This window comes from Pseudomonas sp. FEN, from assembly GCF_904067045.1.
Classification (GTDB): Bacteria; Pseudomonadota; Gammaproteobacteria; order Pseudomonadales; family Pseudomonadaceae; genus Aquipseudomonas.
Window position 1 is genome coordinate 59244 of record NZ_CAJFDC010000016.1, and the last position, 16166, is coordinate 75409.

At 62.7% G+C, this 16166-nt stretch carries 11 protein-coding genes; all 11 read right to left on the reverse strand.

The genetic code is table 11. The features are described from left to right. Window positions 1-106: 106 nt before the first annotated feature. The gene (locus PFEN_RS19210) at window positions 107-601 is read right to left on the reverse strand and encodes a hypothetical protein (protein ID WP_191488384.1); all 495 of its coding nucleotides are present in this window, start codon (window positions 599-601) and stop codon (window positions 107-109) included. Between the two features lie 98 nt (window positions 602-699). Beyond that, window positions 700-2070 carry an exopolysaccharide Pel transporter PelG gene (pelG, locus tag PFEN_RS19215; RefSeq protein ID WP_191488385.1) on the reverse strand — a complete coding sequence of 457 codons (1371 nt, stop codon included), beginning with the start codon at window positions 2068-2070 and terminating at the stop codon, window positions 700-702. Beyond that, entirely contained in the window at window positions 2071-3588 is a 1518-nt protein-coding gene (gene pelF, locus PFEN_RS19220) for a GT4 family glycosyltransferase PelF (protein WP_191488386.1), read from the reverse strand. Beyond that, window positions 3585-4574: a HEAT repeat domain-containing protein gene (locus PFEN_RS19225; protein ID WP_191488387.1), complete on the reverse strand. Its 990-nt coding sequence runs from the start codon at window positions 4572-4574 to the stop codon at window positions 3585-3587. Before PFEN_RS19225 ends, pelF begins: the two co-directional genes overlap by 4 nt. Beyond that, window positions 4552-5922 (reverse strand): PelD GGDEF domain-containing protein, encoded by a 1371-nt coding sequence (locus PFEN_RS19230; protein WP_191488388.1) that lies wholly within the window; start codon window positions 5920-5922, stop codon window positions 4552-4554. Before PFEN_RS19230 ends, PFEN_RS19225 begins: the two co-directional genes overlap by 23 nt. Before the next feature lie 5 nt (window positions 5923-5927). Beyond that, the gene (locus PFEN_RS19235; RefSeq protein ID WP_191488389.1) at window positions 5928-6449 is read right to left on the reverse strand and encodes a penicillin-binding protein activator LpoB; all 522 of its coding nucleotides are present in this window, start codon (window positions 6447-6449) and stop codon (window positions 5928-5930) included. Between the two features lie 28 nt (window positions 6450-6477). Further along, window positions 6478-10068: a tetratricopeptide repeat protein gene (locus PFEN_RS19240; protein WP_191488390.1), complete on the reverse strand. Its 3591-nt coding sequence runs from the start codon at window positions 10066-10068 to the stop codon at window positions 6478-6480. Then, on the reverse strand, window positions 10046-12856 hold the full coding sequence (locus tag PFEN_RS19245; protein WP_191488391.1) for a bifunctional glycoside hydrolase 114/ polysaccharide deacetylase family protein: 2811 nt from the start codon (window positions 12854-12856) through the stop codon (window positions 10046-10048). Before PFEN_RS19245 ends, PFEN_RS19240 begins: the two co-directional genes overlap by 23 nt. A 79-nt stretch (window positions 12857-12935) precedes the next feature. Continuing rightward, window positions 12936-13868 (reverse strand): NAD-dependent epimerase/dehydratase family protein, encoded by a 933-nt coding sequence (locus tag PFEN_RS19250; RefSeq protein ID WP_191488392.1) that lies wholly within the window; start codon window positions 13866-13868, stop codon window positions 12936-12938. A gap of 330 nt (window positions 13869-14198) precedes the next feature. Then, entirely contained in the window at window positions 14199-15176 is a 978-nt protein-coding gene (locus tag PFEN_RS19255; protein WP_191488393.1) for a LysR family transcriptional regulator, read from the reverse strand. Window positions 15177-15233: 57 nt separating this feature from the next. Further along, window positions 15234-16118, reverse strand: a complete 885-nt coding sequence (locus tag PFEN_RS19260; protein ID WP_412071456.1) for a peptidylprolyl isomerase — start codon at window positions 16116-16118, stop codon at window positions 15234-15236. Window positions 16119-16166: the final 48 nt, after the last annotated feature.

The following is a 16166-nucleotide window of genomic DNA, read 5'->3' on the forward strand; positions in this document are numbered from 1 at the left end:
TTGTGGGAATCTGCCCACGACAACGTCTGTACGCTCCGGCCGTCGGCATAGCGTCGAGGCTGGCCGGGCGCCACAGTCGAAGGTTGTGTCCAGGCAGGCAGCGGAGTCAGTGATATTCGCGAGGAATAAGGCTCTGCAACTGCATGGCTAGAAAGTCGGCGTCGAACGCATAGACGTCCGGGTCTTTCAGGCCATTGGTCTTGCGCCATTGCCATTCGCTGGTACCGGGTACGCCCACCAGCGAAACGCTGCCATGACGTGCCGCCGTGTGCCCCATGACCGCCAGGGAGATCGCGCCGCCGGCGCCCATCACTTCCGGTACGAACTCCATCGTTTTTCCGGCGATCTGGATCGTCAGCTTCTGTGTCTTGAAGGTCGAGACCTCCACCGCCAGGTTGGGACCGAAGGCTACATAAGCTTCACGTTGCGTCTCGAGCAGGTTCGGGCTCTTTATCGGGGCCAGCCACTGCTCCATGCGATCGAACAACTCGACGATGCGTGCCGTCCAGTGCGCCGATTGTTTTTCAAACAGTTGCTTCTTGTGTGCCTCAGTATCGGCGTAGTGCCGAAGCATTTCCCCCAGTTGCTGTACACCATTCATTGGAGCGCTCCTCGGGTGAACCTGAATCGAAGCCTTGATCATCGCAGATCGCACCGCGGGATGCCCGATTAACTCGATTGGGCACTGTCCCCCCCCCCTCAGCGCGACAACATAAAAGTCTCGTACTCCAGGTCATCCAGCGCCGTCGACAACCGCGCCAGCCCCAGCAGCACACAGGCCAATAGCGAAAAGGTGAAACCATAACCGAAGAAACTCGGCCCCAGGTACAGGCTGAGCACGGTCAACGCGGCGTTGAGCACCACGAACAACAGGCACAGCTCCAGCACGATCGCCCGTTTGTCGAGGTAGAAAAACACGTTGAGAATCGCCATGAACACCACCTGGATGCTCACCCCGATCAGGTCGATATAGAACAGCGGCAGGTAATAGCTGGAAATGCCCAGCCACTCCAGCAGGCGCGGGCCGAACAGGAACAGCAGGACCACCGTCAACCCCTGGACCTTGCAGATTTCCAGCAGGCCCTGGCGAATTGAAAAAGTCATTTCGGCTTTCAACGAACCGATATGCTGCAAGGTCTCGCCATCGCGTACCGCGCGGAACAGGCGGTCGTACCATTCGGCGAAGTCGGTCTCGATCCGTACCAGGAACACCGCCATCCCGGGAATGATCGCCAGGTACGCGAGGAAGATCGGTAAATCATAGAGAATCGAGGCGCGCATCGGCCCGATCACCTGGCTCGAGGTGTCCGGGTTGAACCAGAAGATGAACTTGTCGATCCAGATTCCCAGGTTGTAGCAGAGCCCGGTGAGCAACAGACTGACAAACACCTGGCGCCGATCAAGAAAGTCGAAGGCCACCAGCTTCTCGGCCCGGTACTCGCGCAGGATGTCGTAGAGAAACAGGAACAACAGCGTGCTGTGGCCCAACAGCAACGCCAGCAGCAACCCTTCCATCCCCATGTAGCGCAGGGCGAACGCACTGCCGACCATCAGCGCATAGCCCACCAGCATCACCAGCAGGATGCGGTTATAGGCCTTCATCCCGGAGAGGAAGATGATCACCAGCCATAGGTTGCAGAGCACCACGAAATTGGCCAGGACCAGCAACCGGTAGATCAGCGACTGCTCGAACAGCGTGACCAACAGGATGATGCCCAGTATTCCCGAACCCAGGGTCACCAATAGCAGCACGCCGACCAGGTTCGGCAGGATCTGCTCGTACTTGCGCTCGAACAGGCGGTCGGAGACGAAACGGGTGAAAAACAGCTGCAAGCCACCGGTGAGGATCAGCGACGTGGCCATCAGGTAGGTCACTGTGATCAGAAATTGGCGGATCAGTACCTCCGGGACCACCAAGCCGAGACTGATGACCCCGACCAGCATCACGCTGAGAATCGACAGGACCCAGGGCCCGGAACTGATCAGGCCCGCATAGACATACGCATGCAGCGTCGCCGTGTAGGAGTCGCGCGAGAGGATCTTGCGCAGTTCAAAACCAATGCCGGCCATTTACACAGCCCCCATGGCAGTTTGATAAAGCGTGCGATAACGGTCGATCATCAAGGTCTCGCTGTAGTAACGGTGAACCCGCAGCAAACCCGCGGCCTGGGCGGACTTCCAGCGCTCGGGACTGCGCAGCAGGTCGATGATGGCCTGGGACGTCGCCTGCGGGTCGGCGATCGCCACCACCTTGCCGGCCAGACCGAGATCACGGTCGGCCGCTTCGCCGCCCTCGATCAGTTCGCGACAGGAACCCACGTCGCTGCTCACCACCGGCGTGCCGGCGGCCCAGGCCTCGAGAATGACCAGGGGTTGCGCCTCGCTGATCGAGGTCAGGACCATCAGCCCCAGTTGTGGCAGGATCTCCTGGATTTTCTGGAAGCCGAGGAACAGCACCTTTTTTTCCAGGCCCAGGCTGGCCACCAGGCTGCGACACTCGGCGACGTATTCGGGGTCTTCCTCTTCCGGTCCGACGATCCAGCCCTCGACCTGGGGCATCACGCTGACCACTCCGCGCATGGCGCGCAGGAAAGTCTTCACATCCTTGATCGGCACCACCCGACCAATCAGCCCGACCACCGGGGCGATGCCTTCGGCACGGGCGTTGAGGGCCTGGGTCCAGAGCTCCAGGTTGATGCCGTTGGGAATCACCTGGGTGCGCTCCGCCCGCGCGCCATCCTTGATCTGCCGCTGGCGATTGCCGTCGTACAAGGCAATGATCTGGTCGGCACTCTCGTACACCAGATGGCCGATACGCTCGAAGAACCGTACCCAGAGCATGCGGATATAACCGGAGCCGGCGTCCATGCTGTCGTTGAGCGCCTGGTTGCTGCTCTCGGCGATCCAACTGGCCTGGGCCAGGTCGATCTTGCGCTCCTTGGTGTAGATGCCGTGCTCGCTGAGCAGGAACTGGCAACCCCACAATTGCTTGAGGATGCAGCCCACCAACCCGGCGTAACCAGTGGAAATCGAGTGCAGGACCCGCGCTCGCGGCATCCGTCGGGCGGCATCGGCGAGCATCAGCAATGGCGACTGCATGGTGCGCAAGGTCCAGAAATAGTTGACGAAGGACGGATCGGCGCAATGCTGCTCATAACCTTCGGTCAACGCCTCCCAACTGGGACGACTGTAGAGCACGTCATCCAGGGTAATCCGCCCCTGGGCGAGGGCGTCGAGCACGCCAAAACCCAACTCGGGCGCGGGTTTCTGCGGGTTGTGCAGGTAACGGTAGAGCTGGCTCAGCTCTTCGAAGGACGCCGTGTGCGCGACACGCTTGTGCTTCGGATTGCGCCAGGCCTCCTCCAGGTACACCTCTTCGATATGCACCACGTTCGGCGGAATTTCATAGCGTCGCTGGCCATAGGCTTCCCGCTGGCCACCGATAAACAGCACCGAAAAAGTCAGTTGCGGCAGCCCGAGGATCATCTGGTGGATCCAGCCGGACACACCGCCGCGGACATACGGCCAAGTGCCTTCGAGCAACAGGCAGACATCGGCGATCGGCGTTGGATTGACGGGCTTTTTCATGTCCAGGTCCTTACCAGCCCGGCGAAGGGCGGGCGTTGTTGCAACTGCGGCGGCAGGCTTTTCAGCAGCCCGGGAATCTCGGCATAGCGCCCGCTTTCAAAGGCCATTTCGGCGCGGAACGGCAAGACCTTGGCCGGGTCCATGCCCGCCTCTTCGGCCTGGTGCATATGCAGCCGGGCCTTGCCGATATCGCCGCGCTCAAGGGCGATACGCCCGGCCAGCAACAGCAACTCACCGCCCTCGCCCGCCTTCAAGGCCCGCTCGGCGTGTTCACCGGCTTGCCCGAGGACGTGCTGCTGGACACTGCCCTGGGCCAGACCGAGATAGGCCAGCTCCCAGTACCAGCGAGCCAGCGTGGCGTGCAAGGCGCCGGTCTTGCGTGGCGATGCGCCGGATAGCTGTTCGAGGGAAGACTGGATACGCAGGTTGATGTCGCTTTCCTGCTTGTCGAGCATGGAGTACGCCAGCAAGCGCACATCGTCGCTCGGATCGCCCAGGGCCAGCTTGAGAATCGGTACGGCTTCCTTGCCCGGCATCCGTCGGGTAGCGAGCAATGCCGCCAGCCGCTGGTCCGGGTCCGGGGCATGGCGTAACACATCCTGCAAGCCACTGTCGCCAAAGGTCGGCGAGTGCAGTTGGGTCTGCGCGCGAAACGGCAGCTCGGGAATGCCCGTCGCCTGCCACATCTGCGTTTCACGCTTGCGTGGCAGGTACAGCGCCGGAAAGATCGCCGTAATCACTCCCACGGCGCCGATCAGCGGCACAAAAAATGCCACGCTGAAGATAAACAGCGGGCTCCAGGGCAACGGCCGGCGATAACGCGCCGGCAGCAACAGCCACACCGCCGCGGTCAACAGGCCGCAGGCGATGCCATGGGTCATTGCATACAGGAGCGCGATCTGCAGATCGGGCAGCCCTGCCGTCAGACTGGCCCAACTGCCGACTTCGAAAAACAGCGCCCCGCTAAACAGCCACTTGCTGAACATTCAGGCCACACTCGTTATGCAGGAAGTTACGCAGCCCGTCCCGTTCCCGGGCCGACTCCAGATCGTAAGGCAAGACATTGACCCCAAGGTCGGGCAGTTCCACGTTCATGCCGAAGTGTTCGTGGATCAGCTTGCCCAGGCGCGCCAGATAGCCCTCGGCACCTTGGGCACTGGTCAGCGGCAGCAGCACCAGCAACAGTGCATGCCCACGCTCGTTGGACAGAGTCAGGTGCAAGTCGAGACCGCGCTGGCTACGTTCGAACAAGCGCGCCAACTCATCGTTGGGCCGGGTCAGCTCGAAGGCATAGAGGCAGCCGGACAACCCGTGCTGCTCGACATCCACCAGCGAACGTTTGAGCTGGCGGGTGAAGTTCTGAGCGTCGGCGTTTTCCAGTTGCAACACCTGTGGATCATGCTCCAACAGGTCGGCAATATGCCCGGCCAGCAAGGCCAACAGGCTGAGGGTCCGCTCCTGGAAAGCAAAGAACGGCATCTGCCGTACCGCGAGAATCGCCAGTATCCGCCCCTGGGTATCCACCAGCGGAATACAGGCTTGCAACGACGACACCGTGGCTTGTCCGCCGGAATCGATCAACTCTTCCCGCACGCTGACCAGCTCCTCACGCTCCAGGCACAAGCGGACCAGCAGGTCCTCGTTGTCCAGGGGGCCCATGGTCCCGGTGGCGGCCAACAGGGTCAGTGTCGGCGCTGCGTTGCGGGCCTGCGCCACACGGTACAATCCGGCTACCCGCAACGAGCCGTACTGACCGAGCAAAGTCAGTACCGGTTCGGCCAGCAGGACCAGCGAATCCTCACCGTTGGGCACGCCACGCAGACGCTCGCGCAGCCCCAGCAACGAGCTGCGCAGGCTCTGGTCGCTGCCGGCCAGACGCTGCTCCAGACGATCATGGGACACCCGCAGAATCTGGTGCGCCCGGGTGAAATCGTCGAGTCGGTACTGGCGATACTCGTTGGCCATCTGCAAGCGCAGCAGCCGGCGTTCCCACAGGTCCCGCACTTCGCCCACGAGCATGCCGCAGACCAGTACGCCAACAATGTAGGACGGCGCGATCTGCGCGTAGGCTGCCAGCCCCGACTGGCGCAGGACGAAGAACGCCGCCACCAGCAGGCTGGCACTGATCAGGCCACGAACAAAGCCGTAGCGGACCCCGAGCAACAGCGGCGCCAGGAGCGACCAGGGAAACTCGCCCCGCACCTGCAGAGGGTCTTCAGGGGTCAACCAGAGACCGAAACCGATGACCAACGCAGTCACCAGGAAGGTTTCCAGCCATGACGCCGGACCGCTGGCGCGTGGTGCCAGCGCGTAGTCCATGTGTGGAGAGTTCATCGCGGTCACTCGATCCGAAGGCCACCGACAAGCTTGTCGAGGACCTTCTGGGCCGCGCCGGCCAAGCTTTCGCGGGACCAGCCGGCGCGGGCGCCGCTATTGCTCCAGAGGACCTTGCCGGTACCGGCCTCGACGACCCGCAGGCTGATACCCACCGCCGGCTCGCCATCCAGGCCATTCTTGTACTGCCACTCTTCGACGCTGCCGGACACCACGTAGTCGAGCTTCTGCTCACGGGCCCAATCCATCGCTCCGGCCAGACGTTCGTTATCGTCGAGCAAGGCCTGTTCGCCCTGCCCTGGCGTGCCGGCATAAACCTGCGGTTGCAGGCCGCGGCTGCTCAGCACACTGAGCAGGATCTGCTCGCTGCGTTCGCCGGCCTGTGGCGTCTGGGAATAGTTGACCAGCGGCAACACCCCCCAACGGGCTTTGCTGGACAGTTCAGGACTGCTTTGACCGGTGAAGCTGCTGCAGCCGGCCATCAACACGGCGGCCATCGCCAGACTCACGCAACGAATCGATTGCATAAGGTTAACTCCTCTTAAAATTCCATGATCAGCGTCCGAAACGCACGCTGTAACTGACACCCGCGGTACCGCCGGACTTGCCTGTGCCACCTTGCGGCGCCGACTGGTAGCCGAAGGTCACGGCCAATTCGTCATTGCCCAACAGCTCGGTGCCGACACCGGTACTGATGGCGTAGTTGATGGTGTTATCGGTCCACTGCCAACCCGTGCTGAGATCCACCAACCAGGTGTACTGCCCGCGTGTGCGGTTCAGTGCGCCCGGGAAACCGCGCCGCCACGAACTGCCGAAGAACCACTGGCCGTACTGTTTCTGCAGCAGGGTCTGGCTGGTGATCTGGCTCGGGTCGTCGAGTTCGAGCCCGGCCAGGTCAATGCCGCCGCCCAGGGTATTGGCCAAGTTGGCCAGCGAGCGGTTGTTCAAACTGTTCTGCTGATAGTCGATGCCGCTGCGCAGCTCCCAGTTCGGCCCTTCGAACTGCAAGGTGTGGTCGAACTCGATCTTCAGTGCCTGGCCGTTGCCCAGGTCATCGCCGCCGCGGGTCGCGAACCAACGTTGGGCCAGGTTCCAGGACAACTGGTCACGGGCCGAATAGCGATGCCGGCCACCCGCCCAGAGATCATTCTGCCGGCCGAAGGCACGCATCAATCCGCTGTCTTCGTTCTTGCGATGCCAGTCGGCACCGGCATCCAGCTCGTTGCCGCTGTCCACCTGCCAGGTCCGGCTGACACCGAGGCCGTTGCGGTCATCGTCCTTGCGCAGGCTGCTGTCGAAGATCAACTTGTAATTGCCGCTCTCCAGTTGCCGCTGCAGGGTCAGTTCGGTGTTGGTCTCGCTGCCCAGACGCGACGGTTCCAGGGTATCGCCACTGTATTGGCCTTGCTCCAACACCAGCTTGGCGTACCAGTTGTCGTTCAGATAATGCGCGGTGGTCAGGCGCGGACCGTTGAACACCAGTCCACCGTAGTCCTGATGCTCCCAAGAGATCAGCACGCCTTGCGGGGTGCGCTCGGTCATTTCAATGGCCTGGCGGCGCAATTGCTCGCGGATCGCCGGCGGCTGCTCGTCACCCAGCGATGAGAGGTCCACGGCCAAGGCTTCAGCACCGCGTCCCAGGCTATTGAGGGCCTCGACCTGCTGCGCCGGGTCCAGCTCGCCACTGCGCACCAGACGTTCCAGAACGCTACGATTGCTGCCGCGCAGCGCTTCCTGGATCTGCTCGTAGCCGTTGATCTTCAGGCCACGGCTACGGGCCCAGGCCAGCCAGTCATCTTTCTGCGCTGACTGGTTGAGACTGTCCAGACGCGCCAGCAACTGATCGAACCACAGCTGCAACATCGGTTTGGAGCCGTCCAGCCATTGCATCGCCTGGTTCTGCGCCTTGCGCGACGAATAGCTGCTGGCCAGCAAACGCAACCAGGTGGCATAACCCTGCGGCGTGGCGCGAATCTGCTCTGGCGTCACTTCGCGGTTGAGCTTGAGCCGCAAGCGCTGGGCCGCATCGACGGAACCGGCGCCTTCCAGCGCATCGGCGTAGGCCGCCTGGACCATCCAGTCCTCGGGATTGGCTTGCAGGTAGAGACGATACCAGGCCAGGGCCTCGGTATTGCGCCCGACCAACTGGCTGGCAGCGGCAAATGGCAGCCACAGGCTGCTGTCAGCGCGGGCCAGGGCACGCCATTGCTGCAGCAGCGGCTTGATTTCAGCCGTGCGGCCCAGGTCGACATACAACCACAGCAGGCGCTCGCGGAAGGTGTTGTCATCCGGGAAACGGCTCAAGCCCAGGCGATACAGACGCAAGGCGTCCTCGCTCTGTCCCTGCTGTACCGCCAGCGCGCCACGGGCCGCGAGGACCTGGGGACGGTCGGAAGCATCCGGGTACCGCTCGGCATCCTTGAGCAGATCGATCACCAGTGGCCAGTCCTGAAGCTCCTGGGCCAATTGCAAAGCACCGACCAGACGCTGCGGATCGTGACCGCGCTTCCAGCTGTCGACGCTCAGTTGCAGGGCCATGCGCGGATCCCGGGTACGATAGAGAGCAATCAGCTCACTCTCGTCACCGGTATTGAGCGAACCCTTGATGGCGCGCATTTTCTCCAGCGCGATCCGCAGCTCGTCATCCAGCTCCAGGTCCCAGGCCAGCGCCGCGCGGGACTGCCAGTAGTTGAGATCGTTGATAGGGGTAGCGTCGACCGCCGTGATCACCTTCCAGGCCGACTGGCTGTCAAACAGCTTGAGGTGGTTGTTGGCCCAGTCCACCCGTTCGGTGCTGCTCAACGGGAACCGCTTGGCGAAGTTCCGCCAGACCTCCAGGCGCGCCGGGTACTGCTCGGTATTTTCCAGGTTCTGCAACAGGCGGACCCAGGCCAGGCGGTGTCTCGGGTGCTTGGCGAGGTAGCCGCGCAGCCAGGTTTCAGCCTGTTCGGGGGTCCCCCGCGACTCCTCGGCGTACACCAGGGCATCGAGCTCGACGTCGCTCAGTGGCCGGCTGTTCATGATCCCCGCCAGTACCGGGATACCCCGATCGAAGTCGTAGTCCTGCATCGCCAGGCGCCAGGTGTGCTCGAGTTCAGCGGGATTGTCACGCAGCCGGCTCAGGCTGATCCAGTAGCCCAGTGCGGCTGCCGAGTCATCCTGCCATTCGGCGATATGCGCCATCTGCTCCAGCAGCGCCGGGTCGTCCGGGTGCTGTTCGAGCAGTTGCAAGCCCACCGTCCGCGCACCCTGCAGGTCACCGAAGGCCAGGCGTTGCTTGAACTCCTTTTCCAGGACTTGCGGGCTGTCGGGCTGCAATTTGCGCCATTCGGTAAAGAACTGTTGTGCCAGGTCCGCGCGATTATGCGCCACCGCGACATCGACGCCCTGGTCAAGCAGCGTCGGATTGAACTCGGCATCAGGTTGCGCGGCCAATTCCCTGGCCAGCAACTCGGCCGCCTGATCGCCACGGTCCGCCGCTACCAGGCCCGTGAAGGCTTCCTGGAGAAACTGACGACGCTCTTGCGGTTTCTGGCTGCCATCGAGCAACTGTATATACAGATCCGCCGCCCGCCCCGGCTGTTCACTGGCCAGGTACCACTTCGCGGCTTCAGGCAGCCATTTATCACGCTGCCGCGGATCGCGACGGGCCAGTTCGGCATAGGCATCCGCCGCCAGGCCCGGGGCCTGGGCGCTCAGGGCCAACGAGGCCAGGCGTTCGAGCTGGGGCGTTGGCAACGCTTTATAGTCAAAGGCCTTGAAGCGTTCGGCCAGGGCCCGCAATGCCGCGCTATCGCTACTGTTGTTCAATGCCAGGGCATCGAGTTGCAAGCGATAATAGGCTTTCAACGTCGGCTCGGCTTGCGGCCAATCGGCCAGGTGCTTTTCGGCTCGTGGGTATTCACCCAGCTGGATCAGCAGGTCGAGCAACTGAGTGCGCAGTTCGCTGTTCTCGGGATGTGCCGCCAACAGCACCTCGGCGTAGCTGGCCGAGACCTCGTCCGGCTCGCCACCCTTGGGACTGAATGCTTCTTCGTTGTGAAAGGTCGCCCACAGCAGTACGCCGACAGCGATCGCCACCAACAGCAACGCCCAGGGATTGAGCAGCCGCGTGCTTTTGGGCTTAGTTGCAGAGGAGTTGGGCATCGCTCACCTGCTTCAGTGGAAGTTGGAAATGCCACAGGCCCTGTTCGGACTTGCCCGCGTAACGTTGCCCCTGTACCTCGACCCGGCAAGCGCCGCTCGAGCGCACCGAAAACTCCAGGTTGAATTCGCCGGCGAAGGCGAAGCTCACCTGTCGATCATTCACATAGCGCCAGTCAAGCAACGGAATATTCGCCAGCTCCAGCGCCGGGCGCGGGTCGCGCTCGGGGCGCAAGGCCAACAGCGCCTGGTCGCTGCTCAGCGCCACATAACGACCCTGGGGTAGATCACGGACACCGGCCACGCCCCGGGAGCGGCCCAGATCCGGCCAGCCAAGCGCCGGATCCAGGCGCAAGGTGCGCAGCCCATCCATCCCGCGCACCTGCCAGTCACCCTCGACGGTGCGGGCCAGGCTGGCCTGGTACAAGCCATGAACCCGATCGAGGTAATCGCTCATCCACAACGACATCGGTTGCTGACCGCGCATGAACTGGTAGATGTCGGTCATGGCTTTGATCGACGCCTGTTTGGTGCCCGAATAGAAGTGGTAATACAAATGAATGCCGCGCAGGCGCCGTGGCCTGTCGGTCAGTTCAAAAGTGTCGATCACATCGCGAAAACCGTAATACGGGCCCTTCCACAGGTTGGTGTACATGTTCTCGTTGATCACCGGTGCGTAGTACTGCAAGCCGCCCGCGGTGGGACGCAGCAACGGGTACAGGCCGGTCAGCGACGGATTGGCCTTGGTCAGGATGGTCTGGCCGCCATTGACGTTCTTCAACCCGGCGTCATAGGCCATCTTGATGGTTTCCGCGCTCGGCAAGGCATCGCCCGGCCAGAAGATCATCTTCACCGGTTTTTTTGCCGTGGTCAGGCGGCTGTTGATGTAGTCCCGCGAGCCAACGATCTCGCGCTGGTAATCGAGGTTCTTGTAGCCCGGGATATTCAGCCGCAGGCCATATTCGGCGTGGAAATCTTCGTCCTGCCTGGCTTTGTCCGGCTGCATATAGAACGGGTGGCTGTAGGTGTGCGTCGCGACCTCGACCTTGGGATCGGCAAAGATCTCCTGGGCGATCGGCTCCAGCTCCCTGGCCAGAAAGGGTGACATGCCCTTGGGCCCGACCTCGCCTTCGATGATCGATACCGAAGTCAGGAACGGGTTGGGACGAATGTAGTCGTTCAGCACCTGGCGCCCGGAATAGGGTGTGCCGCGCACTTCGGCGTGGGACGGGAAACCGTCGCCATCGATATGCACCGTGGCGATCCGCCGGCCGTTCTCGGTGGTGCTGTCCGGGTGCGGCTGAGCCGGCAGGCGCAGGGTTTTCTGGATAAAGGCAAACGGATCGAGAATCCAGCGGCTCCGTTCGACGTTGGCCTCCACGACATAAGGCGCCAGGGCCATGCCACCCCAGTTGCCGGTGACCACCGGGGCGAACTTGCCGCCCTTGTCGTCGCCCAGCAACAGGGCCGGTTTCGGACCGTCGGCCAGCAGGGTGACCCGGGTCAGCTCGCGAGCCCGCGGAACCACCGGCGCTTCAAAGGCACCGATCAGCGTCTTGTCCTGGCTGAGTACCTGCAGCGCACCGCGCGCGCCCGGCGCGGCAAGGTTCAGGCCCAGGCGCTTGAGCAGCGCGCGGTCTTCGATCGGCAGACCGGCCATGATCGCCAGCGGTACCTGCTCGTCCAGGCGCTTGCCGATCCAGCTATTAAAGGCACGGCTGTCCTCGGGCGGGCCGCTGGTCATCCACAGCACCACGCCGGCGTACAAGCCAGCGAAGCTGTAGGACGGCAAGCTGTCGTCGACCGGCAGGTAGTCCACCCGATATCCCAGGTACTCCAGCAGGCCACCGAGCATTCGGTGGCCGGCGTGATCGTAGAGTTCGCCTTCACGCGGGTCGTAAAGCATGGCGATACGCCGCGGCTGGACTTCCACGGTGCTCATACCGATGGCGTTGAGATCCGGGGTCGTGACCACCGGGATAAAGCCTTCCTGGCTCAACTGACGGACCAGTTTGCGGGCTTCTTCACGCCGTGTCGGCGGCAGATAGTCGATGGCCACCAGCGGAATGTTGCGGGCCCGCAGCGGCTTGAGTTCACCTTCAAGCCAACTGCGGTCGGACTCGGACACCGGGCGATAACGCTTGGTCGAGGCATCCCAACCGGCATGGATCGACTCGACGGCCACGGCCGAGGCCACGCCATCGAGTTCGCCCAGCACCTCGAAGCCGCGGTTGAAGAACAACTTGAGGCTCGGCTGGCGGTTGTGCAGTTCGCGCAGGAACGCTGCCAGCGCCTTGCGCTGCGGTTCACGCTTGGCTTCGGGGAGCAATTGAAAGCTGTCGAGGGTGTCGAGAAACAGCCCGGCATATCCCTGTTCCTGCAACGCCTTGGCGCGCTTGAACAGATGTTCCCGCCAGGCCGGCGTGGCGATGTCCATGACCTGGCTGTCCCAGGCCTTGTTACGAGTGGTGCTCGCCCCTGGCGTCAGGGCTTGCTTGTCCAGGGCGGCACGGTCGCCATCGAACTCGCCCACCGACAGATAGGCAAACGGCTGGCTGCCGAGTTTGCGCAGGGTGGCGACATCGACGCTGCTCATATGGCCCGGTTCGACCACGGCCCATTCGAACTGCGCCAGTTCCGCCAGTGGCGGCTGCTCGGCGTACCAGAACCCGACGCTGGCGGGAGCCGCCGGCGCGGCCTGTACCACTGAATTCGTCGCGCACAACGCCAAAGCGGTAAACAGGCGTCGCACTACTTTGCACGCGCGCGCCCCGGGAAACTCGATTTCCATAACTCACTCTTCAGTAGATCAATCCACGCACCATCAGACTACCGACACCCCGCCATCGGGCGCCCGCAAGGCGATGAAACTAGAGACTGCGATAAAGCCGCGCCAAGCCTTCGGCCATGGCGGTCGACGTCCCCAGGTCGAAGCGCTCGAGCAACCGGCGGTTGTCGGCCTTGGAATGCCGGATGTCTCCAGAGCGGGCTGGGGCATGCCCCACGATCAGCGCCTGGCCACTGATCGTTTCGAGGGCGGCGATCAGATCATTGAGCGTGGTCACGCCGCCGAGGCCAACGTTGGTGGCATCGGCGCTGGGTTGCGGAGTCTCGAGGCCCTGGACAAGAATCTTCACCAAGTCTTCAACATAGACGAAATCGCGGGTTTGCCCACCGTCACCGAACAGCGTGATCGGTCGCGCGTTTTTCGCCCGCTCGCTGAAAATGCTGATCACCCCCGAGTACGGCGACGACGGATCCTGGCGAGGCCCGAAGATATTGAAGAAGCGCAGGATCACCGGTTCCAGGCCATGCTGGCGGCGATAGAAATCCAGGTAGTACTCGCTGGACAGTTTGTCCGCCGCATAAGGCGTCAACGGCGACTTGGGCGTGTCTTCATCAATCGCGGTGCCCTCCCCGTTATTGCCGTACACCGCCGCGCTGGAGGCAAACACCACGCGCCGGATACCGGCGGCGACCATTGCCTCGCAAACCCGCAGAGTGCCGATGAAATTACTCTGATGGGTACGCACCGGATCTTCCACCGAAGCCTGGACCGAAGCCACGGCGGCGAGGTGCACCACCGCGGCGCAATCCTGCATGGCGGCGGCCAGGGTGGCGGCATCGGCGACATCGCCCACCACCAGCTTCAAGCAAGCATGGTCCATTGGCAGGTTGCTCACCTTGCCGCTGGAAAGATCATCCAGTACCCGAACGGCGTAGCCTTTGGCCAACAACGCATCCACAAGATGAGAACCAATGAAACCAGCGCCCCCTGTTACCAGTATCCGTTCGGCAGACATGAATCACCCCAAAGAAAAAAGTATCGCAATCTTCATCGCCTGAAGCTGGCAGCACTGGGAACACACCACGGCTATTCGCCTCGATGACTGATCGTTCCCGCTGTGCCCACTCTCGTTTAAGGACTGTGTCGCCTTTTCATGGAGAGTTTTCAGAACCCTGGCGTCAAAAAAACATGAGCAAAGTCAATCACTCAGGCCGCCATAGTGAGATATCAAATTGCAACCGTCAACAATATGTCGATACTTTTTATATTTTTTAACCAGCCCTCCAGAAAAGCCAATTTTTTGACCGCTCGTCTCAAACTGCAAACGCATGAGCTGGCACGGTCGCTACTCAAACCACTCCCGTCGCTCCCTGAAGGTGTTCAGTATGAGGTCAACGATCAACTGCACTTCGCCTCGACCCTCGGCTTCCCGGTGGGTTGCCAGCCAGGCGCGGCGCTGCATGCGCTCGTCGAACAAGCCCGGCAGCGCCGCCAGCCCCCGATCGAAACGGGTGATGTAGCCAGGCAACAAGCCGATGCAGGCGCTGCAGCGGATCATTTCCAGCATCAGTTCATAGGAGTGGACCTGCACCACGCCAGCCAGACGCTGCTCCAGCAGATGGTTCCACGGCTGGAAGTCGTCGATCTGACGGTCGTGCTGCCATTGCACCAGCATGTAGTCCTCGAGGTCGGCCAGGGTGTCCGGGCGCGCCGCCAGCCGCGAATAACGCTTGGCGATATGCGGCAGGTAATCCAGCCGCGCCAGGGGCTGCGGCGCGCTGATGGCGAAGCTCGGCGCCGACACCGGCGAGTCCGGAGCGCACAGCCAGACCACCACATCGGCACTCAATGCCTGCAAGGACATCACACTGTCCACCGGGATGATTTCCAGGCGGATGCTGGCATTGCGGCGCAGCAACGCGATCAGGTCGCGACCGAGGATGTCGTGCAGGATCGACTCGGCAATCGCCAGGCGTACCAGCGGCTGCTCCAGGACCGGCAGGCGCCGCTGGTGGGCCAGGGCAATCAGTTGCGCCTGCAGTTGCTGGCCGTCCTGACTGAGGACCAGGGCGCTGCCCTGATAGACGAACAACGGCCGATTGAGGCGCTCTTCCAGCAAGGCCAACTGCTTGCGTAGTTGGGTCGACTTGATATTCAGGCTCCGGGCCGCCTGCATGAAGCAGCCGCAACGGGCGCTGGCCAGAAAGGCCTGGGCCGTCTGCGGCTCGATCAGCCTGGCCAAGGCCCGCCAGGGTTCACTCGACTCGCGAGGACTGCGGTACTCCATGAAGTCCACGCGCGGGACGTGTTCATTCAACGACATAATCCTGACTCCCTGTCGGCATCCGACGACGCCCAACCATCCAATGGCAATTGCTCGTTAGGGTTTTTCTTCCAGCACCTGGTTCAAGGCCGCGCCATCGATACTCAAGGTGGCGGTATTGAGCATGCCCGCCAGGTAAGCCTTGGCAATCTGCTCCTGGCGCTGGCTACGCAAGGCCTCACGCAGACGCTCGCGCAACTCGTCGAGGGTCGCGCTGCGCGCCGGCTGCAATTCGTTGAGCTTGACGATATGGAAACCCGCCGGACTCTGGACCGGATCGGCCACCGCGCCGATCTTCAGCCGGGACACCGCGCCACGCACCTCCGGCAGCAGTTGCTGCAACGGTTGCAGGCCGGCATCGCCACCGCGTTTGGCGCTGTCGCGATCCTGCGAGTACTGGCCCGCCAGCGCCGCGAATTCGCCCGGGGCGGCCTGAGCCCGACGACTCAACTCCAGCGCCTGTTTACGCACGCTTTCCAGCGACTGCGGGTCCGGCACCGCCAGGAAAATCTGGCTGACCCGGTACAACGGCGGGGTCTGCCAGGCCGACTTGCCAGTGTCATAGGCCTGCTGCAGTTCCTCGGCGCTGGGGTAATCCACCGGCACCTGGCTGACCGATGCCAGGTAGCTGCGAAAGACGATCTGTTCGGCGGCGGCACGGGTTTGCTGCTCGATCTCCGGACGCTGTGGCCAGCCCTGGGCATCGGCCTGTTCGATCAGGGCCTTTTCCGCCAGGCGGGTGCGGATCCAACTTTCCAGGGCCACGCGATTGCCGCGCATTTGCTCGCGGGATTCGCTCGGCAGCGCGGCAAACACGGCTTTCAGTTCAAGGGCATCGACTTGCTGGTTGCCCAGGCGCGCCACCACCGCCACATTCGACACCGGCTGCACCACGGCGGGCGCCGGCTGTAGCGCGGCCACCGGCGGATTGCCAGGGCGCATGACCAGGGCAACCGCCCCGGCCAGCAAGGCCAACGCCCCGACGCTGGC

Excerpts from the sequence above, each read along its gene's own strand:
- PFEN_RS19210 (WP_191488384.1), bottom strand. The coding sequence starts at position 601 with ATGAATGGTGTACAGCAACTGGGGGAAATGCTTCGGCACTACGCCGAT.
- pelG (WP_191488385.1), bottom strand. The coding sequence starts at position 2,070 with ATGGCCGGCATTGGTTTTGAACTGCGCAAGATCCTCTCGCGCGACTCC.
- pelF (WP_191488386.1), bottom strand. The coding sequence starts at position 3,588 with ATGAAAAAGCCCGTCAATCCAACGCCGATCGCCGATGTCTGCCTGTTG.
- PFEN_RS19225 (WP_191488387.1), bottom strand. The coding sequence starts at position 4,574 with ATGTTCAGCAAGTGGCTGTTTAGCGGGGCGCTGTTTTTCGAAGTCGGC.
- PFEN_RS19230 (WP_191488388.1), bottom strand. The coding sequence starts at position 5,922 with ATGAACTCTCCACACATGGACTACGCGCTGGCACCACGCGCCAGCGGT.
- PFEN_RS19235 (WP_191488389.1), bottom strand. The coding sequence starts at position 6,449 with ATGCAATCGATTCGTTGCGTGAGTCTGGCGATGGCCGCCGTGTTGATG.
- PFEN_RS19240 (WP_191488390.1), bottom strand. The coding sequence starts at position 10,068 with ATGCCCAACTCCTCTGCAACTAAGCCCAAAAGCACGCGGCTGCTCAAT.
- PFEN_RS19245 (WP_191488391.1), bottom strand. The coding sequence starts at position 12,856 with ATGGAAATCGAGTTTCCCGGGGCGCGCGCGTGCAAAGTAGTGCGACGC.
- PFEN_RS19250 (WP_191488392.1), bottom strand. The coding sequence starts at position 13,868 with ATGTCTGCCGAACGGATACTGGTAACAGGGGGCGCTGGTTTCATTGGT.
- PFEN_RS19255 (WP_191488393.1), bottom strand. The coding sequence starts at position 15,176 with ATGTCGTTGAATGAACACGTCCCGCGCGTGGACTTCATGGAGTACCGC.
- PFEN_RS19260 (WP_412071456.1), bottom strand. The coding sequence starts at position 16,118 with ATGCGCCCTGGCAATCCGCCGGTGGCCGCGCTACAGCCGGCGCCCGCC.